An 18,321-nucleotide genomic window follows, 5' to 3' on the forward strand; every position below is an offset into this window, starting at 1 on the left:
GAGGTCGGTCTCAGGCACACGACCCGACCGACGGATACGGCGCGTCAGGGGACCAGGATGTGCTCGAGCTCCTCGAGCGCCTGGCGGGCGTAGCCGCGCCACATCCGGGCGAAGACGGGCATCGCCGCGCGGCCGAGCGGGCCGCGCGGCTGGACGGTCCAGGCCCAGGTGACGCGGGCCCCGTCGCCGGCCGGCTCAAAGAGCCAGCGGCCCTCGACGCCGGTCACGAGGGGCTTCATCGGGCCGGAGATGTCGGACAGACGGTAGGCGAAGCGGTCGGGCCGGTCCACGGCGGTCAGGGTCTCGCGGATGCTGCCGCCGTCGGCCAGCCGGATCGTGCGGGTCTGGCCGGCCGTCGCCCACTCCCCCGCCTGGTCACGGACCTCGCGGATCGCCGGGATGGCGGCGTACCGCCGGGAGAAGAGGTCGGTCAGCGGGGTGGGGAGGGTGACGTCGAAGGCACGCTCGACGGTGACCGGGTAGGTGCGGGAGGCGGCGAGCTCGGGGGCCATGCCACCGAGCCTAGGCCGGATGCGGAGCAGCCGTCAGGAGCCGGTGGCGCGCTCGGCGTCGGTGCGGGCCTGGCGGGCCGCCTTCTGTGCCTCGTCGGCCTCCCGAGCGAGCTGGGCGTCGGACTCGGTGCGGCCCGAGGTCCACACGCCGGTGCCCTCGAGGTCGATGGTGCGAACGGTGCGGCGGGCGGCGGGCGGCTTGCCGACGTACGTCGGCAGGGTGACCGGCACCGGGTCCCACAGCGCCGGGTCCACGACCGCCGCCATGCCAGCAGACGTGTCGGCCATCGGGTCGTCGGCGACCTCCTCCTCGACCAGCACGCGGTCCTCGGGAGCCTCCACGACCTCCTCCTCGACGGGGTCGACCGGCATCCGTCGGGTCGGCTGCAGCGCCCGGCGCTCGCCCTTGACCATGATCCGGCAGGTCACCAGCCAGGCGACCAGCAGGCCGGCGGGGATGGCGACGTACCACCAGCTGATCAGGCCGAAGGCGGCCACGCCGACGACCGCGAGGTTGGCGAGCAGCACGATCGCGAGCACGGTGCGCCGCCGCTTGGTCGCCCGCTTGGCGGCCGCACGCCGCGCCCGCACCTGAGCGTGAGTCAGCTCGACCGGCTCCTCGGTGGCGGCCTCCGTGGCGGCCTCCTTGGCGGCCGGCCGGGACCGGTTGACCACCAGCCGGGCGCTCTTGGCCGAGACCGGCTCGCGCCGGGCCAGCACGCGCATCGTGTGCGAGAAGCGGTCGACCGACCTGCTGCGGGCGCCGTCCTCGTGGTGTCGGAGCGCCTTGGGGACGAGGTAGACGGCCCACGCCACGGCAAGGGCGACGAAGATCAGAGCGCTCAGGTCCACGAGTCAGAGGTTAGGAGCGCTACCGCACTCCACCTCGGATGTCCACAGGTGTGTCGCAAAATCACTCCTGTGACTGCTGGGACTCCAGACGCCGCAGCATGCCCTCCGGGCACTCCTCGGCGGTGACCGCGTAGATCCGGTGGTCGCGCCACTCGCCGTCGATGTGCAGGAACTTCGGGGCGTAGCCCACCTCGCGCAGACCGAGCTTCTCCACCACGCGCAGGGAGTTGGAGTTCTCCGGACGGATGGCGACCTCGATGCGGTGCAGGCCGGCGGTCGCGAAGCAGTGGTCGATCACCAGGGCCACGGCGCGCGGCATCACGCCGCGGCCGGCGTACTGCTGGTCGAGCCAGTAGCCGACCGACGCGAACTGCGCGGACCCCCGCACGATGTTGTTGACCGTCACCTGCCCGGCGAACCGGCCGTCGACCTCGATCGCGAACGGGTACGTCGCGTCCGCGCGGGCCTGGCGGTGCAGCCGCCGGACGAGGGCGCGGAACGACGCCGGCCGGGCCGCCGCCCCGGGCGGGACCGTCGCGTCCCACGGCCGCAGCCACGCGACGTTGCGCCGCCGCGCGTCCCGCCAGGCGGCGGCGTCGCCGTACGACAGCGGCCGCACGGTGACGTCACCGGCGCTGAGTCGGGCCGGCCACCCCCGCTGGCTCAATGGTCGCTTCCCACGCTCTGCTCGACGGCGTGCAGCAGCACCGGCCGCAGCACCTCGAGGCCGTCCTTCACCCCACCGCGCGAGCCGGGCAGGTTGACCACGAGGCACGAGCCGACCAGGCCGGCGAGGCCCCGGGAGAGCACCGCCGTCGGCACGCCCTTGGCCACACCGTGGGCGCGGATCGCCTCGGCGAGGCCCGGGACCTCGCGGTCCAGCAGCGCGCGGGTGACCTCCGGCGTGCGGTCGGTCGGGGTGAGGCCGGTGCCCCCGGTGGTGAGCACGACCCGGGCGCCACCGGCCGCGGCCGCCGCGATCGCCTCGCCCACCGGCTCCCCATCGGGGACGACGACCGGGGCGGAGACCACGAAGCCGAGCTCCTGCAGGAACGCGACGAGCAGCGGGCCCGTGGTGTCCTCGTAGACCCCGGCGGCGGCGCGGTTCGACGCGACGACCACCTCGGCACGCAGGCTCATCCGCGGCTCCAGTCGCCCGACTTCCCACCGGTCTTCGTCTCGACCCGGACGTCGGTGATCACCGCCGCCTTGTCGACGGCCTTGACCATGTCGACGACCGTCAGCGCCGCGACCGAGACGGCGGTCAGCGCCTCCATCTCCACCCCGGTGCGGTCGGTGGTGCGCACCGTCGCCCGGATGTCGACCCCGTCGTCGGCGACGTCGAGGTCGACGGTCACCCCGGAGATCGCCAGCGGGTGGCACAGCGGCACCAGCGTGGGCGTCTGCTTGGCGGCCAGGATGCCGGCGACGCGGGCCACCCCGAGCGCGTCGCCCTTCGGCACGCCCTCACCGCGCAGCAGGGTGACCACCTCGGCCGACACGAGCACCCGGCCCGACGCGGTCGCCGTCCGCGCGGTGACGTCCTTGCCCGAGACGTCGACCATCCGTGCGGCCCCGGACTCGTCCACGTGGGTGAGCCGCGGTTCCGACATCAGAACTCCTCGTCGAGCCTCAGGACCTGGACCTGCTCGCCGGCAGCGACCGAGCCGACCCCCTCGGGCACCACGACCAGCGCGTCGGACTGTGCCAGATCGCCGATCAGGTGGGAACCGTGTCCACCGACCGGCGTGACCGCGGGACCGGCGGCGTCGACCGACCACTGCGCCCGGGCGAGCTGCCGGCGGCCGTCGTGCGACCGGAGGTCGTGGGTCAGCCGGGCCGTGGTCGTCGGGCGCGCGTAGGGCGTGCGCCCCATCAGCTTGCGCAGCGCGGGCAGCACGAACATCTCGAAGGAGATGTACGACGAGACCGGGTTGCCCGGCAGCGTGAAGACCGGGGTGTCGTCCTCGCCGAGCCGGCCGAAGCCCTGCGGCTTGCCCGGCTGCATCGCCACGCCACCGAACCAGACGGTGCCGAGCGGCGCGAGCGCCTCCTTCACCACGTCGAAGTCGCCCTGCGAGACCCCGCCGCTGGTGACCACGACGTCGGCGCGGACGAGCTGGTCGTTGAGCGCGTCGAGGAACGCCCGCGGCTCGTCGGGCACGATCCCGACGCGATAGGCGATCGCACCCACGCGACGGGCCGCGGCAGCGAGCAGGAACGAGTTGCCGTCGTAGATGGAGTCGTGGCCCAGGGATGCACCCGGTTCGCGCAGCTCGGAGCCGGTCGAGATGACCACCACGCGGGGCCGCGGCCGGGACAGCACCGTGGCGCGGCCGACCGCCGCGAGCAGCCCGAGGTGGCGCGGGCCGAGGACGGTGCCCTCGGAGACCACCACGTCGCCGGCCTCGACGTCACCGCCCGCGGGCCGCACGTGCTGGGCGTACGACGGCGACCGCTCGATGCGCACCTGCGCGACCCCGCGGTCCGTCCACTCGTAGGGCACCACCGTGTCCGCGCCCGCGGGCACCGGTGCGCCGGTCATGATCTTGGCCGCCGTGCCGGGCGACAGCGCCAGCAGCTGCGCCTGCCCGGCCCCGATCTCGCCCACCACCGGCAGGTGCACCGGCGACTCCGGGGACGCGGTGACGACGTCGGTGTGGCGCACGGCGTAGCCGTCCATCGCCGAGTTGTCGAAGGACGGCAGCGAGATCGGCGCGACGACGTCCTCGGCCACCGCCAGCCCGAGGGTCTCCATCAGCGGCTGCGGGAACGCCGGCAGCGGCTCGATCGCCGCCAGGATCCGCTCGAGGTGCTCGTCGACGGAGACGAGCCGGTCGGTCGTCGGCTGCTCACTCATGCGAGAGGACGGTGCCACCGTCGACGCGCTGCGCGGACTTCGCGGCCAGGTCGACCTCGCCGACCACCTCGACCCCGCGCCCGAAGGTCCAGTCGCCGTGCACGGTGAAGGACGAGGCCTTCCGCAGCGAGGGGGCGCCCTCGGGGAACCGCTTGTCGAAGTCACCGACCAGCTTGTAGAAGTCGCCGTCGAGGTCCACGAAGGGCAGGGCGTCGGAGGCCTGGTCGAGCACGAAGTCCGAGCCGAGGTCGTAGACGTCCGAGCGCAGCACCAGCAGGTCGTTGGTCGTCTTCACCGGCACGAACCGGTCGCGGCCGACCTCGATCAGCCGCGAGCCCTCGAACACCTCCACGGCGGCGCCCATCGCGGTCTCGACCTGGATCACCTCGGGGCTGGACTTGTCGCCCGGGTCGACGTTCTTGACGTTGCGGATCAGCGGCAGGCCGAGGATCCCCTGGCGCACGTCGAGCGCGTGCTTCATCGCGGCGAGGTCGAACCAGATGTTGTTGGTCGAGCAGTAGCGGTGCCGGTCGAGGTCGGCCAGCGCCGCCTGGTCGGCGTCCGGGGTCTGCGCGGTCTCGCGCAGCACGATGCGCCCGTCGGTCCGGCGCCGGGCGAAGTGTCCGCCCTTGCGGTCCGACGGGGTACGACGGACCGCCTCGATCGCGAACGGCGCACCGCTCTCGGCGAACCAGCCGGCGATCCGCGGGTCGGGGACCGCACCCAGGTTGTCGGAGTTGGAGACGAAGACCCGCTCGTAGCCGGCGGCGATCAGCCGGTCGAGCAGCCCGGTCCCGCGCAGCGCCGTGTAGATGTCGCCGTGGCCCGGCGGGCACCACTCCAGGTCGGGCTCCTTGGGCCAGCTGACCGGGGTGAGGTCCTTCACGAGCAGCTTGGGCTCCTTGTTCTGCAGGAACTCCAGCGGCAGCCCGTCGACCGGGAGGTCGTCGTACCGCGCCAGCGCGGCGAGGGTGTCGCCGGAGGTGCGGAAGCTGTTCATGAAGATGATCGGCAGCGTGGCGTCGTGCTGGGTGCGCAGGTGCAGCACCTGGCGGGCGATGATGTCGAGGAAGGACAGCCCGCGGCGCACGCAGAGCAGCGACTTGGCCCGGTCCATCCCCATCGACGTGCCGAGGCCGCCGTTGAGCTTGATCACCGCGGTGCCGCGCAGCGCCTGCGCGGCCTGCTCGTCGGCCACGTGCACGTCGGCCAGCGACTCGATGTCGACGGGGTCGATGGTGGACTCGGGGATCATCCCCGTCTCACCGTGCTCGAGCAGCCGGTAGTAGTGGGCGAAGGTGTCGATGGCCACCTCGTCCACGCCGGCGGCGGCCATCTTGTCGCGAGCCCTCATCAGACCAGCACTACCCATGGTCCGATCGTAGGCTTCCGGTGTGACGGCCATGCAATCGCCCGCGAAGATCGCGGTGCGCGACCGCCTGCTCACCGACCGGCACCGCCGCCCGCTCGCCGAGGTGGGGCTCGCGGCCCGTGCCCTCGCCGAGCACCTGCTCGGCACGGTCGACGTGCGCCGGGCGGCCACCGTGGCGGCGTACGTCTCGATGAACGGCGAGCCCGGGACCGGTCCCCTGCTCGACGGGCTCCGCGCGGCCGGCAAGCGGGTGATCCTCCCGGTGCTGCTGCCCGACGACGACCTGGACTGGGCCGTCTACCGCTCGCCCGACGACCTGGTGCGGGCCCGGCTGGGGCTGCTCGAGCCGGTGGGCGAGCGGCTCGGGGTCGACGCGATCGCGACCGCCGACGTGGTGCTGGTGCCCGCGCTCGCCGTGTCGTCGACGGGGATGCGCCTGGGGCGCGGGGGCGGCTCCTACGACCGGGCGCTGGGCCGGGTGCCGGTGGGCACCTTCACCTGCGCGCTGCTCTACGACGGCGAGGTCGGCGTCGACGTCCCCGTCGAGCCCCACGATCGCCCGGTCCGCTACGCCGCCACCCCGACCGGTGTTCGCCGCCTTCGTTGACGCCCGCGTCGGTCGAGGTGCGAGGCGCGCCAGCGCCGAGCCTCGAGACCCGGTGAGCCGAGCGGCGACGGTGGTTTCGAGGCTCGCTGCGCTCGCACCTCAACCGCCGTGCGCCCCATCGGCGGCGGGCTCGAGGGTGAGCACGTCCTCGGCGGCCCGCTCGACGGCGTCGGGCGTGAACGTCCACGGGAGGGTCTCGCCCCGGACCCAGCGGTCGGTCTGGTCGGTGTAGTGGGGGTCGAAGGGGTGGCCCGAGACGCCGGTCAGGTTGATCCACCGTGAGGCGTCCCAGTCCGCCGGCGACACGACCATCCGCATCGACGGCGCGCTGACGACGCCGTACCCCTGCGCGGCGTCCCACGCCGCCGCGTCGACGGCCGAGGACCCGCCGCCGACCTCCCATCCGTCGCGGTTGACCAGCCGCTCGACCAGCCCGATCCCCGACTCCCCCAGCGTCGGACTGTGCAGGTCGAGGCGGTGCAGGTGTCCCCAGGTCCAGTCGTCGCTGTCGAGCGCCTGGCGCCGGGTGAGCTCGTCGCGGGCGTCCTCCATCGCCTGCCGCAGCACGTCGTCGCGGGTCTCGCGGACGTCGGTGGTCCGGTCGTCCCACCACGGGCTGTCCGGCTGCCGCAGCAGCCGGGTGACGACCGCGAACCACCGGTCCCCACCGTCGGGCCAGGCGTCCTCGGGCAGCTCGTCGTGGAAGGTGAGCGCGAGCAGGTTGCGCCACACCACGTTGAAGTACGCCGCGCCCGGGCTGTCCGCGTCCTGGTGGAAGTCCCACCGGCGCAGCTGCCACTGGCCGGCCGCGTAGTAGCCGCGCGGCAGGTCCACCGTCAGCAGGTACGGCACCAGCTCGGCCGCCAGGGGGTTCAGGTCGTCGAGCTGGATCGCGAGCATGTCGTCCGCCGAGACCGACCCATCGCCGTCGAGCTGCTGCTGCAGGAGGTCGGTGATGCGTTGCGAGCGGTAGCCCTGGTCCCAGTCGCCGGTGAGGTGGACGGGGTACCCGGGCCCGGTCAACGCCTGGTTGGCCGTGACCACGAAGCCGCGCTCGGGGTCCAGGACGCTCGGCAGCGCGTCGAACGGGACGAACCGCCCGGTCCAGTCGTCCTCGGGACGCCAGCCCGCCGACGGCATCGTCCCGTCGTTGCCCCGGCGCCGGATCGGCACCAGGCCGGGCGCCTGGTAGCCGATGTGACCGGCGCGGTCGGCGTACACGAGGTTCTGCGCCGGAACGGCGAACGAGCGGGCGGCCCGGCGGAACTCCGCCCAGCTGCCCGCGGAGTCGATGCCGAGCAGGGCGTCCGCGGTCCGCGACGGCCGCAGCGCGGTCCAGGCCAGCGAGACGGCGTACCGGCCCGGCCTGACGCCCGGCGGCGAGTCGCCCAGGTCGGCATAGTCGTCGGCGACGTCGGAGAGCAGCGGCCCGTGAGCCGTGGACCGGACCGTGATGGTGCGGTCCTCGCCGTCGGCCACCTCGATCGTCTCGCGGTGCGTGCGCAGCGGCCGCCACCGGCCGTCGTAGCGCCACCGGTCACCCTCCACCTTCTCCAGGTAGAGGTCGCTGACGTCGGGGCCCAGGTTCGTGAACCCCCAGGCGATGTCGGCGTTGTGGCCGATGATCACGCCCGGCACGCCGGAGAAGGTGAAGCCGGCCACGTCCAGCGGGCAGTCGTCGGTCACCGTGCGGCAGTGCAGGCCCATCTGCATCCAGACGCCCGGCAGCGAGGTGCCCAGGTGCGGGTCGTTGGCCAGCAGCGGGCCGCCGGAGTCGGTGTGGTCGCCGTCGACCACCCAGCTGTTGCTGCCCAGCCCGTCGCCGTGGCCGACCAGCGCCGGCATCCTGGCGATGCTGTCGCGCAGGCCGGCGAGCGCGCCGCGGGCGGCGGCGGGGTACGCCGGCCGCGCGGCCGCCGCGGGGGCCTGCTGCTGGAACGTGCCACCCACGACGGCCCCGCCCGCGACGATCGGGGCGTGGTCCGCGTAGTCGTACGGCGGGTAGAGCTGCGCCACCTCGCGGGCCGTGTGGCCGGCCCGCGCCAGGACGCGGTCGATCTCGTCGGTCATGTTGCCGCGCAGGTCCCAGGCCATGGCCTTGAGCCAGGCCAGGGAGTCGACCGGGGTCCACTGCTCGGGGGTGTAGTCCAGGCCACCGGCGTTGAGGACGGTGTACTCCACCGCGATCTCGCTGGGGGTGTGGCTGTCCAGGTAGGCGTTGACGCCGTCGGCGTACGCCTGCAGGGCCGCCCGGGTGGCCGGCGACACCAGGGCGAGCTCGCGGGAGGCGACCCGGCGCCACCCCATCGTGCGCACCAGCTCGTCGCTCGCCACGGCGTCCTCGCCGAACATCTCGGCCAGCCGCCCCGCCGTCGCGTGCCGGCGCACGTCCATCTCGAAGAACCGCTCCTGGGCGTGGACGTAGCCCTGCGCCCGCATCAGGTCGTCGAGCGAGTCGCCGTAGAGCTGCGAGATGCCCGCGTCGTCGCGTACGACCCGCACCGGGTCCTCGAGGCCCGGGAGGTCCAGCTCGCCCGTCGTCTGCGGGAGGGGGGCGCGGACGAAGTGCACCACGGCCAGCACCACGGCGACGAGCAGGACCGCGAGCCCGGCAGCGACGTAGGACGCGAGCCGCAGGACGCGCGGCCACCTCCAGAACCCGAGTCCGCCAGCCATGACCCGGGACATTGTGCCGTGCCATAGTATTGGCACTCGCCGGGGCCGAGTGCCAGGCGCCGGCCCGAGTGGCCACGACGCGAAGGAGAACCGTGCCGACCTACCAGTACGCCTGCACCGAGTGCGGCCACGCCTTCGAGCAGGTGCAGAGCTTCTCCGACGACGCGCTGACCGAGTGCCCCGAGTGCCAGGGCCGACTGCGCAAGCTCTTCAACGCCGTGGGCGTGGTCTTCAAGGGCTCCGGCTTCTACCGCACCGACAGCCGGTCCGCGGACTCCTCCTCGGCCTCGTCGAGCAGCCCGACGTCGACCACCTCGACCGCGAACGGGGCGTCGGGCGAGAAGAAGACCGAGACGAAGACCGAGAGCAAGCCCGCCGCCTCGGCGGCCGCGTCGTCCTCGTCCTGACCCCTGTGGAGAGCCGGCGCGCGTCCGGCCCGCGCTGACCTAGCGTCGCGGCATGCGCCGCCTCGCCGCCCTGCTGCGACCCGTACGCCGAGCCGTCCTCGCCCGGCGCCGCCTGATCGCCGCCGTGCTGGCTGCGGCCGCGGTCGCCGCCGGGCTGCACGCGGCGACCGCCCCTCCGCCCGCCACCGTGCCGGTCGTGGTCGCGGTGCGAGACCTGCCGTCGGGCACCGTGGTCGGCAGTGGCGACGTCCGCACCGTGGGGTTCGCACCCGGCTCCGTGCCCGCGGGGGACGTCACGGACCCGGTCGGCCGGACGCTCGCGGCGCCGCTGAGGGAGGGCGAGCCGCTGACCGACGTACGCCTGGTCGGCCCGTCGCTCACCGACGGCTACCCCGGCCTGGTCGCCGTGCCGGTGCGGCTGCCCGACGCCGGCGTGGCCGGTCTGCTGACGGTCGGCGACCGGGTCGACCTGGTCGCCGCCGAGCCCCGCGGCGAGAGCGCGAGGGTCGTCGGGTCCGGCGTGACCGTGCTGGCGCTGCCGCGCGACGACGCGGGCGCCGGGTCCGGGCCGGGGGGCGCCCTCGGCGGCCGGCTCGTGGTCGTCGGCGTCGCCCCGGGCGACGCCGCCCGGATCGCGGACGCCTCGGTGCGGGCGTACCTCACCGTCACGTTCGGCGGTTAGGTTGCCGTCATGACGGGATTCAAGAACTTCATCCTCCGGGGCAACCTCGTCGAGCTGGCGGTCGCGTTCATCATGGCCGCGGCGTTCGCCAAGGTGGTGACCGCGACGGTCGACCTGATCCTCGGCCTCATCGGCAAGATCGGCGGCGAGCCGGACTTCTCCGCCTGGACGCCATGGGGCCTGCTGGTGGGCGCCTGGGTCACGGCGGTGGTCTCGTTCGTGATCATGGCCGCGGTCGTGTACTTCCTGATCGTCAAGCCCTACACGGTCGCCAAGGAGCGGTACTTCCCCAGCCCCGCCCCTGGCACGCCGGAGGACGTCAAGCTGCTCACCGAGATCCGCGACGCGCTCGTCGCCCAGCGCGGCACCCCGCCGACGGCGTAGCGGAGCACCTCCGGGCCGGACTTGTCGGCTTCTCCCCTCGCTTGTCGGCCGAAGTTTTCGCCGACAAGCGAGGGTTTACCCGGTCGACCGGGTAAACCTGCAGCCGGATCCGCCTCAGGAACCGTGGTGCGGGGGCACCTGCTCCCGCAGCCACCGGTCCTGGCCGTCCTCGCCAGATCGCGTCGCGCCCTGGTCGTCCCGCTCGTCGGAGGTGGTCTCCGGCAGGGTGTCGCCGAAGACCTCGGCCAGCCGCCGCCGGCGCTCCCAGTCGGACTCGCGCTTGCCGGGCTCGCCCTTCCCGGGGTCGTGCTCCCCGGTCATGTGCACCCCGTCATGTGCAGAGCCCGGCGTCCTCGAGCGCCTGCTTGCTCGCGTCGTTCGAGGCCGACCCGGACGGCGAGCTCGACGGCGACCCTGACCCGGTCGGAGAGCCGGACGGGCTCGGCGAGGAGCTGCTGCCCGGCACGTTGCCGGCGCTGATCACATCGGGGGTGAGCCGCTTGGTGAGCGGCTCGTCCTCGGCGATCTTCTGCCACACCCGCTTGGCGTCCGGCTGCTTCCAGACCAGGCGGTTCGGGTCCGCGGGGTCCGGGATGTTCGGGATGGTGATGAACTGGATGTTGTCCAGGCCGATGCCCTTGAACTGGATCCCGAGCTCGGCGATCTTCGCGACGTTCGACAGGCCCGGGTCCACCGTCAGCGACTTGGTCGCCGAGTCCAGGAACCGGATCAGCCGGTCCGGGCGCGCCAGCGTGCCGGCAGTCACCACCTGGTGGGCCATCGACGCGATGAACGCCTGCTGCCGCTTCATCCGGCCGATGTCGGAGCCATTGCCGACGACGTACCGCTCCCGCACGTAGTTCAGCGCCTCGTAGCCCTTGATCTTGCGGGTGCCGGCCTCGATGTTGATCCCGTGCGCGGGGTCCACGATCGGCTCGGGGATGCAGACCTCCACCCCGCCGATCGCGTCCACCATCCCGCGGAAGCCCTCGAAGTCGACCACGACGAAGTGGTCGAGGTGGATGCCGGTGAGCTGCTCGAACTGCTGCATGGTGCACGCCGGCCCGCCGAGCGAGAAGGCCTCGTTCCACATCGACCCGCTGCCGCCGGGGATGGTGTCGCCCGACTTCGTCCTGCACTCGGGCCGGTCGACGAGCAGGTCGCGCGGGATGCTGATCCCGTAGGCGCGGGTCCGGTCCGCCGAGAGGTGCAGCAGGATCGTGGTGTCCGACCGCTGCCCGCCGCCGGTCAGGTTGTCGATGTTGCAACCCTTGCAGTCACGGCTGTCCGACCCCATCACGAGCACGTTGAGCGGCTCGTGCGGACCCTCGACCTTCACCTTCGCCGGCCGGTTCGACATCTGCGCGGTCGGGTCGTAGACGTTGAGGTTGCTGTTGAGGTGGCGGTAGAGCCAGATCGTGCCGAGGCCGGTGACCATGACCAGCACCAGCACGGTGGCCAGCAGCACCTTGCCGACCGTGTGCCGCTTGCGGACCTTGCCCCGCCGCTTGGCCCGCCCCTGGGGCGCGGTCGTGTCGCGGTCCACGCGCTCGGGCGCAGGGTCGGACATCGACGAACCTCGGGTCTTCGGGACAGGGGCGCGGGCGACGGTACGGCCCGAACCTTAAGTGTCCCTGTGACCAGCGCAGATCGACAAACCAGCGTACGTCGCCGCCGGCCCGGCGCCGCGGCGGCCCCCGTCCCCGGGTCACCCCTCACGTGACACACTGACCGCCGACGTCACCGCGCGTCACGCCCCAGTAGCTCAGTGGATAGAGCAGCCGCCTCCTAAGCGAAAGGTCGTAGGTTCGACTCCTACCTGGGGCACCTTCGGGCACCGCTCGTGCTCGACGAGCCTGCCCGGCCGGCCCCAGGTTCACCACGGGATGCAGGTGGACCGACACTTCCCACGGCGTGCCCACCATGGGAGGTGCTGGTTCACCGACAGACCATGATGAAACGGCGACGCGGGCGACGGAGGCGGCGCCCTGGACGACTCAGGACGCCCGGCGCGGGTCCGGGACCGCGGCGAGGGCACGTCGGACCCGGCCGACCTCGGCGTCGGTGACGGCGGCGGCGGGCGTGAGCGGGTCCAGGCCGACGTCCTCCAGGACGTCGCGGGCCGTCGAGCGCGGGATGCCGACGGCGTCCACGAGCGCGTCTGCCACCGGGCCGCGGCGGACCTCGAGGAGGTCGCGCAGGCGGCCGGCGTCCGGGAGGTCGGTCATGACGACTCGTGCCCGGTCCGGCCACCGGCCGAACTCACCCCAAGGGGTTACTCCACCACCTCGAAGCGCATCCCGGCCGCCTGCAGGCGGGCGAGCAGGTGGTCGCCCATCGCCTGGGCGGTGGTCACCTGGCCCGCGGTCACCGGGTTGTCGTCGAGCGCGAGGCACAGCGCCGACTCCGCGAGCATCTTGGCCGTCTCGTCGTAGCCGGGGTCGCCGCCGCTGACCCGGGTGTGCACGGTGCGGCCGCCGCTCTCTCCCACGAAGTCGACGGTGAACCACGACCGCGCCCGGCGCTCGGGGTCCGGCCCCTCACCCTGCGGCACCTTGGTGAGCAGGAACCTCCGCAGCGGCGGCACCTGCGCCGCGCCGAAGATCCCGGCGACGCCGGCCGCACCGCCGACGGCGTACCGCAGCGTCTTGGTGCCGGCGTAGTGGGAGTAGGAGAAGTCCGGGCCGTACGCCGGCAGCGCGGCCGCGCTCCGGGCGACGATGAACGGGTCGATGGTGGGCATCGGCAGCAGCCAGTAGCCCAGGACGTCGTCGCGGTGCGGCTTGCCGCCGACGGCCCGCACCCGGCGGCCCTCCGGCCGCGGCTCGACGCGGCGGCGCTCCTGCATGGCGCTGCGCATCTGGCGGGCCCGGGAGAACTGGCCGAGCGCGGAGTGGAAGGTGCCGCCGGAGAAGGTCCCCGCGGAGCGGACCACCCCCCGCAGCCGCACCGGTCCCGAGGCGTCGAGCTGCTGGACCGTGAACAGGGCACCCAGGTCGTGCGGGATCGAGTCGAAGCCGCACGCGTGCACGATCCGCGCCCCGGTGCGCTCCGCGGTGGCGTGGTGCGCCAGGTACATCCGGTCCACGAACTCGGGCTCCCCGGTGAGATCGACGTAGTCGGTGCCGGCCTCGGCGCAGGCGGCGACAAGCGGCTCGCCGTGCTCGAGGTAGGGGCCGACCGTCGTGATGACGACCTTCGTCGACGCCGCGACGTCGGCCAGCGAGGCCGGGTCCGCCGAGTCGGCGTGCAGCAGCGGCAGTTCCGCTGTCGCCGGGTCGATCTCGGCCAGCCGGTCGCGCACGGCCTCGAGCTTGGCGGTGTTGCGGCCGGCCAGGGCCCACCGCAGCCCCGCCGGTGCGTGGCGCACCAGGTACTCGGCGGTCAGGCCACCGGTGAAGCCGGTCGCGCCGAGGAGGACGATGTCGTGCTCGCGGGGGTCGCCTGCAGTCATGCAGGCCATGCTGGCAGGTCGGCGGTCGACGTACGCTCGGGGGCATGTGCCGCAACATCCGCCCGCTGAACAACTTCGAGCCGCCGGCCACCCGTGACGAGGTCGCCGCAGCCGCCCTGCAGTACGTCCGCAAGGTCAGCGGCACGACGAAGCCGAGCCAGGCCAACCAGGAGGCGTTCGACCGCGCGGTGCGGGAGATCGCCCACATCACCGAGCACCTCCTCGACGAGCTGGTCACCACCGCGCCGCCGAAGAACCGCGAGGTCGAGGCCGCCAAGGCGCGCGCCCGTGCCGAGCTGCGCTACGCCCGCTGACCGGCCGCCCGTGACCGACGCCCTCGCCCTGCTGGCCGGTCGGCCGCTGGTGGTGCTCACCGGGGCCGGCCTCTCGACCGACTCCGGCATCCCGGACTACCGCGGGCCCGGCTCCCCCGCCCGGACGCCGATGACCTACCAGGAGTTCGTCTCCGGACCGGCGGCACGGCAGCGCTACTGGGCGCGCAGCCACCTCGGCTGGGGCCGGATGCGGCACGCCGAGCCGAACGCCGGCCACCTCGCCCTGGCGCGGGTCGCACCGGACCTGCTGATCACCCAGAACGTCGACGGGCTGCACGAGCGGGCCGGCTCGCCGCGGCTGGTCGCCCTGCACGGGCGGATCGCCGACGTCGTCTGCCTGGACTGCCGGGCCACGTCGTCGCGCGCGGCCCTCCAGGCCCGGCTGGCCGACGCGAACCCCGGCTTCGCCGAGCGGTACGCCGACGCAGCGGTGCGCCCGGACGGTGACGTCGACCTCGACGACACCGCCGGCTTCGTCGTCCCCGGCTGCGCGGAGTGCGGCGACGGCGTGCTCAAGCCGGACGTCGTGTTCTTCGGCGAGAACGTCCCGCCCGCCCGGGTGGAGCGCTGCTACGCCGCCGTCGACGCGCTCGCGGACGAGGGCGGAGCGCTGCTGGTCGCCGGGTCGAGCCTGACGGTGATGTCCGGGTTCCGGTTCGTGCGGCGCGCGGCGAAGGCCGGCACGCCGGTCGTCATCGTCAACCGGGGCCCGACCCGGGGCGACGAGCTGGCGACGTACAAGCTCGACATGGGCTGCAGCGCGTTCCTCACCGAGCTGGCCCGGGCACGGGAACCGCTCTCGCTGGTCGAGTAGCCGCCCCCGTTCGCTGGTCGAGTAGCCGCCCCCTTGGCTGGTCGAGTAGCGAGCGCCAGCGAGCGTATCGAGACCCGACCGAGGTCTCGATACGCCGGTCGCGACCTCCTCCGTCGGTCGCGCGCCTACTCGACCTGGCTCCCGGCTCCTGGCCCGAGCAAGCTCGGCCCAGGGGAGCTCACAGCTTCTTGACGAAGATGTGGTCGGCGGCGTCGAGGTCGATCTCGGCGGTCTCCCCGGCCGACCCCACCAGCACGCCCTCGCCGGTGGCGACCACCGTGATGGTCTTGTCGGGCAGCGCGCCGACCCGGCGCAGCGCGCTCATCAGCGGCTCGTCCTTCTGCATCTCCTCGGAGATCCGGCGCACCAGGACCCGACCCTCGGCGGCGCCGGCCACGGCCGCGAGCGGCTGGACACCCTCCATGAACTGCTCGGGCGCCTCGGAGTCGCCGAGCTCGTCGAGGCCCGGGATCGGGTTGCCGTAGGGCGACTCGGTGGGGTGGTCGAGCAGCTCGAGGAGCCGGCGCTCGACGGTCTCGGAGATCACGTGCTCCCACCGGCAGGCCTCGTCGTGGACCAGCTCCCAGTCCAGCCCGATCACGTCGGTCAGCAGCCGCTCGGCGAGCCGGTGCTTGCGCATCACCCGGGTGGCCAGCCGCATGCCCTCGTCGGTGAGCTCGAGGTGGCGGTCCCCCTCGACGGTGAGCAGACCGTCGCGCTCCATCCGCGCCACGGTCTGGGAGACCGTGGGGCCGCTCTGGTGCAGGCGCTCCGCGATCCGCGCCCGCAGCGGCACGATGCCCTCCTCGACCAGCTCGTAGATGGTCCGCAGGTACATCTCGGTCGTGTCGATCAGGTCGCTCACGCGGGTCATTGTGTCCCATCCGTGGCGGGCCCTCCATCCGCGCCGCCTTTCGGGAGGGTGGCAGGCTGGCGGGGATGACCGAGTCCGACACCCCCAGCGTCATGTGGTTCCGCCGCGACCTGCGCCTGGCGGACAACCCCGCGCTCCTGGAGGCCCTGGCCGACGGCCCCGTGCTGCCGCTGTTCGTCCTGGACCCGGCCCTGTGGGGGCCGTCCGGGCCGACCCGTCGGGCCTACCTGGGTGCGTCGCTGCGCGCCCTGGACGAGTCGTTGCGGCCCCTCGGCGGGCGGCTGTCGGTGGGGCGCGGCACTCCGGTGCGCCGCGTGGTGCTCGCCGCCCGCGCCGTCGGGGCGACCCGCGTGCACATCGCGGCCGACTTCGGCCCGTACGGCCACCGCCGCGACCGCGAGGTCGAGGAGGCGCTCGCCGAGCACGGGGTCGAGCTGGTGCGCACCGGGTCGCCGTACGCCGTCGCGCCCGGTCGGGTGACAAACGGCAGCGGCGAACCCTACCGCGTCTACACCCCGTTCTCGCGGGCGTGGGCCGAGCACGGCTGGCGCGGGCCGGTCGACGCGCCGACCGACGGCCGCTGGGTCCGGCTCGACGAGGGCACGACCGAGATCCCCGACCCGCCGCACCCGAGCGGCCTCGACCTGCCCGAGGCCGGGGAGGATGCCGCCCGGCGCCGGTGGCAGGAGTTCCTCGACCGGGTCGCCGACTACGACGACGAGCGGAACCGGCCCGACCTCGACACCACCTCGCGGATGTCGGTGCACCTGAAGTGGGGGGAGATCCACCCGCGGACGATGCTGGCCGACCTCGCCCGGCTGCGCAGCGCGGGCGCGGCGACCTATCGCAAGGAGCTGGCCTGGCGCGAGTTCTTCGCCGACGTGCTCTTCGCCCGCCCGGAGACCGCCCGGGAGTACCTCCGGCCCGAGTACGCCCGGATGCGGTACGACGAGCCGGACGACCGGCTCGAGGCCTGGCAGGAGGGCCGCACCGGCTACCCGGTGGTCGACGCCGGGATGCGCCAGCTGCGGGCCCAGGGCTGGATGCACAACCGGGTGCGGATGATCGTGGCCAGCTTCCTGGTCAAGGACCTGCACCTGGAGTGGCAGCACGGCGCCCGGCACTTCATGCGCTGGCTGGCCGACGCCGACCTCGCCTCCAACCAGCAGAACTGGCAGTGGGCGGCCGGCAGCGGCGTCGACGCGGCGCCGTACTTCCGGGTCTTCAACCCGACATCGCAGGGCCGAAAGTTCGACCCGCAGGGGCACTACGTCCGCCGGTGGGTGCCCGAGCTCACCGAGGTCGCCGACCCGCACGAGCCGAGCGCGGACGACCGCGACCTGGCCGGCTACCCGGCCCCGGTCGTCGACCACGCCGCCGAGCGGCGCGAGGCGCTGGACCGCTGGGAGCAGATCCGCTGACTTAGGTAGGGCCCGGTCCCTACCGCGGTCCGTTCCGGACGGCCGACCCCACGCCTAGCGTCGCTGCATGCGCACGGTCTGGCTCCCCGCACTCGGACTCCTCGTCCTGGCCCCGGTGTGCGCCGAGTACCTCTGGGGCTACGACGACAGCACCGGCCACCCCGCCACGCTGGTCGGCAACCTCGTCGTCTTCTCCCCGCTCTACGGCGCGCCGGCCCTGCTCATCCGCGAGGCCGCCCGCCGCCTCGCGCTCGGCTGGCCCGGGATCCTGCTCATGGCAGCCGCGTTCGGTGTCGTGCAGGCCGGCATCGTCGACCAGTCGATGTGGAGCACCGACTACCGCGACATCCCCTACTGGCAGGACATGGCGGCGCCGACCTACATCGGGCCGATCGGGCTGAGCGTCTACCTCGCCGTCCTGTTCGTCGGCAACCACGTGATGCTCAGCATCGGCTCGCCGATCGCGGTCGTGGAGACGATCAGCCGACGGCACCGCGACCAGCCGTGGCTGGGCCCCGTGGTGATCGTCGTCGTCGCGCTGCTCTACCTGGCCGCGAGCGCGCTGGTGATGTGGGATGCCTACGAGACCGGCGAGGCGACCGCGACCTGGGGTCAGCTCGTGGCGTCGGCCGTCGTCGCGACCGGACTGGTCGTGGCCGCCGTCGTGGTGGGACGCCGCCCCGCGCTCATCGTGCCGGGGGTGGTCCCGCGCCCGCTGGTGGTCGCCGCGGCGGCGTACGTCGCGACGCTGGCCTTCGGGTCGATCCCGGCGACCCGGATCGGCACGACCGTCGTGGTGCTGGTCGCCGTCGCCGCGGTGGTCGTGGTGTGGCGGCTCTCCCACCGAGGCGACTGGGGGCAGCGGCACGTGCTCGCGCTGGCCGCCGGAGCGCTGCTGGCCGCCGGAACCTCCGGCTTCCTCGCCACTCCCATCGGCCAGGTGAGCACGCTGGAGAAGTACGCGCACAACGTCGTGCTGCTCGGGCTCGTGACCGCGCTGGTCTGCTGGGGCGCGTGGCGCTCCGGGCCCGTCCGGACGGCCCGCGGTTCGACCTCCTGACCTAGGATCGC

21 protein-coding genes and 1 tRNA gene are annotated in these 18,321 nt (G+C 73.5%); 9 read left to right on the top strand and 13 right to left on the bottom strand.

Annotation, left to right across the window (positions count from 1 at the left end; translation table 11 throughout):
* Positions 1-44: 44 nt before the first annotated feature.
* The 7 genes from ACILRH_RS20940 to ACILRH_RS20970 form a co-directional block, all read right to left on the bottom strand.
* On the bottom strand, positions 45-512 hold the full coding sequence (locus ACILRH_RS20940; protein WP_395696011.1) for an SRPBCC family protein: 468 nt from the start codon (positions 510-512) through the stop codon (positions 45-47).
* A 33-nt stretch (positions 513-545) separates the two neighbouring features.
* Entirely contained in the window at positions 546-1,364 is an 819-nt protein-coding gene (locus tag ACILRH_RS20945) for a hypothetical protein (RefSeq protein ID WP_395696012.1), read from the bottom strand.
* Between the two features lie 61 nt (positions 1,365-1,425).
* Positions 1,426-2,031, bottom strand: a complete 606-nt coding sequence (locus ACILRH_RS20950) for a GNAT family N-acetyltransferase (protein ID WP_395696013.1) — start codon at positions 2,029-2,031, stop codon at positions 1,426-1,428.
* Positions 2,028-2,504, bottom strand: coding sequence for a molybdenum cofactor biosynthesis protein B (locus ACILRH_RS20955; RefSeq protein ID WP_395696014.1), 477 nt, complete (start codon positions 2,502-2,504; stop codon positions 2,028-2,030). The genes ACILRH_RS20950 and ACILRH_RS20955 overlap by 4 nt, the downstream gene beginning before the upstream one ends.
* Positions 2,501-2,977, bottom strand: coding sequence for a cyclic pyranopterin monophosphate synthase MoaC (moaC, locus tag ACILRH_RS20960; protein WP_395696015.1), 477 nt, complete (start codon positions 2,975-2,977; stop codon positions 2,501-2,503). Before moaC ends, ACILRH_RS20955 begins: the two co-directional genes overlap by 4 nt.
* Positions 2,977-4,224, bottom strand: a complete 1,248-nt coding sequence (glp, locus tag ACILRH_RS20965; protein WP_395696016.1) for a gephyrin-like molybdotransferase Glp — start codon at positions 4,222-4,224, stop codon at positions 2,977-2,979. Before glp ends, moaC begins: the two co-directional genes overlap by 1 nt.
* Positions 4,217-5,596, bottom strand: a complete 1,380-nt coding sequence (locus ACILRH_RS20970; RefSeq protein WP_395696017.1) for a UTP--glucose-1-phosphate uridylyltransferase — start codon at positions 5,594-5,596, stop codon at positions 4,217-4,219. Before ACILRH_RS20970 ends, glp begins: the two co-directional genes overlap by 8 nt.
* Before the next feature lie 31 nt (positions 5,597-5,627).
* On the opposite strand from ACILRH_RS20970, the gene ACILRH_RS20975 reads away from it, so the two are divergent.
* Entirely contained in the window at positions 5,628-6,203 is a 576-nt protein-coding gene (locus tag ACILRH_RS20975; protein ID WP_395696111.1) for a 5-formyltetrahydrofolate cyclo-ligase, read from the top strand.
* Between the two features lie 99 nt (positions 6,204-6,302).
* Here ACILRH_RS20975 and ACILRH_RS20980 read toward each other — a convergent pair whose 3' ends face one another.
* Entirely contained in the window at positions 6,303-8,879 is a 2,577-nt protein-coding gene (locus ACILRH_RS20980; RefSeq protein WP_395696018.1) for a penicillin acylase family protein, read from the bottom strand.
* Between the two features lie 92 nt (positions 8,880-8,971).
* On the opposite strand from ACILRH_RS20980, the gene ACILRH_RS20985 reads away from it, so the two are divergent.
* Genes ACILRH_RS20985 through ACILRH_RS20995 form a run of 3 tightly spaced genes read left to right on the top strand, consistent with a single transcriptional unit; the run spans position 8,972 to position 10,352 of the window.
* Complete coding sequence (locus ACILRH_RS20985) at positions 8,972-9,286, top strand: FmdB family zinc ribbon protein (protein WP_395696019.1); 315 nt, start codon at positions 8,972-8,974, stop codon at positions 9,284-9,286.
* A gap of 52 nt (positions 9,287-9,338) precedes the next feature.
* Positions 9,339-9,968 carry an RcpC/CpaB family pilus assembly protein gene (locus tag ACILRH_RS20990; protein WP_395696020.1) on the top strand — a complete coding sequence of 210 codons (630 nt, stop codon included), beginning with the start codon at positions 9,339-9,341 and terminating at the stop codon, positions 9,966-9,968.
* 9 nt (positions 9,969-9,977) lie between these two features.
* Entirely contained in the window at positions 9,978-10,352 is a 375-nt protein-coding gene (locus ACILRH_RS20995) for an MscL family protein (protein ID WP_395696021.1), read from the top strand.
* Positions 10,353-10,466: 114 nt separating this feature from the next.
* On the opposite strand, the gene ACILRH_RS21000 is transcribed toward ACILRH_RS20995, so the two are convergent.
* Both ACILRH_RS21000 and ACILRH_RS21005 read right to left on the bottom strand, forming a co-directional pair.
* Positions 10,467-10,673: a hypothetical protein gene (locus ACILRH_RS21000; RefSeq protein ID WP_395696022.1), complete on the bottom strand. Its 207-nt coding sequence runs from the start codon at positions 10,671-10,673 to the stop codon at positions 10,467-10,469.
* A 10-nt stretch (positions 10,674-10,683) separates the two neighbouring features.
* Complete coding sequence (locus ACILRH_RS21005; protein ID WP_395696023.1) at positions 10,684-11,922, bottom strand: LCP family protein; 1,239 nt, start codon at positions 11,920-11,922, stop codon at positions 10,684-10,686.
* 184 nt (positions 11,923-12,106) lie between these two features.
* Between ACILRH_RS21005 and ACILRH_RS21010 the strand changes: the two genes are divergently transcribed.
* Positions 12,107-12,179, top strand: a tRNA-Arg gene (locus ACILRH_RS21010).
* Between the two features lie 170 nt (positions 12,180-12,349).
* Here the strand turns inward: ACILRH_RS21010 and ACILRH_RS21015 are convergent.
* A complete protein-coding gene (locus ACILRH_RS21015) occupies positions 12,350-12,580 on the bottom strand; it encodes a hypothetical protein (protein ID WP_395696024.1) in 231 nt (76 codons plus the stop codon).
* A 47-nt stretch (positions 12,581-12,627) separates the two neighbouring features.
* Positions 12,628-13,806, bottom strand: a complete 1,179-nt coding sequence (locus tag ACILRH_RS21020; protein WP_395696025.1) for a saccharopine dehydrogenase family protein — start codon at positions 13,804-13,806, stop codon at positions 12,628-12,630.
* 44 nt (positions 13,807-13,850) lie between these two features.
* On the opposite strand from ACILRH_RS21020, the gene ACILRH_RS21025 reads away from it, so the two are divergent.
* Both ACILRH_RS21025 and ACILRH_RS21030 read left to right on the top strand, forming a co-directional pair.
* Positions 13,851-14,120, top strand: coding sequence for a DUF2277 domain-containing protein (locus tag ACILRH_RS21025; RefSeq protein ID WP_395696026.1), 270 nt, complete (start codon positions 13,851-13,853; stop codon positions 14,118-14,120).
* A 10-nt stretch (positions 14,121-14,130) separates the two neighbouring features.
* Positions 14,131-14,955: a Sir2 family NAD-dependent protein deacetylase gene (locus ACILRH_RS21030; protein ID WP_395696027.1), complete on the top strand. Its 825-nt coding sequence runs from the start codon at positions 14,131-14,133 to the stop codon at positions 14,953-14,955.
* 178 nt (positions 14,956-15,133) lie between these two features.
* Here the strand turns inward: ACILRH_RS21030 and ACILRH_RS21035 are convergent, their stop codons facing one another.
* Complete coding sequence (locus tag ACILRH_RS21035; protein ID WP_395696028.1) at positions 15,134-15,820, bottom strand: metal-dependent transcriptional regulator; 687 nt, start codon at positions 15,818-15,820, stop codon at positions 15,134-15,136.
* Between the two features lie 74 nt (positions 15,821-15,894).
* Here ACILRH_RS21035 and ACILRH_RS21040 point away from each other — a divergent pair, with 74 nt between their 5' ends.
* The gene (locus ACILRH_RS21040) at positions 15,895-17,250 is read left to right on the top strand and encodes a cryptochrome/photolyase family protein (protein WP_395696029.1); all 1,356 of its coding nucleotides are present in this window, start codon (positions 15,895-15,897) and stop codon (positions 17,248-17,250) included.
* 67 nt (positions 17,251-17,317) lie between these two features.
* The gene (locus tag ACILRH_RS21045) at positions 17,318-18,310 is read left to right on the top strand and encodes a hypothetical protein (RefSeq protein ID WP_395696030.1); all 993 of its coding nucleotides are present in this window, start codon (positions 17,318-17,320) and stop codon (positions 18,308-18,310) included.
* The last annotated feature ends 11 nt before the right edge of the window (positions 18,311-18,321 follow it).

The sequence above is a fragment of the Nocardioides sp. genome (genome assembly GCF_044226765.1).
GTDB lineage: Bacteria > Actinomycetota > Actinomycetes > Propionibacteriales > Nocardioidaceae > Nocardioides.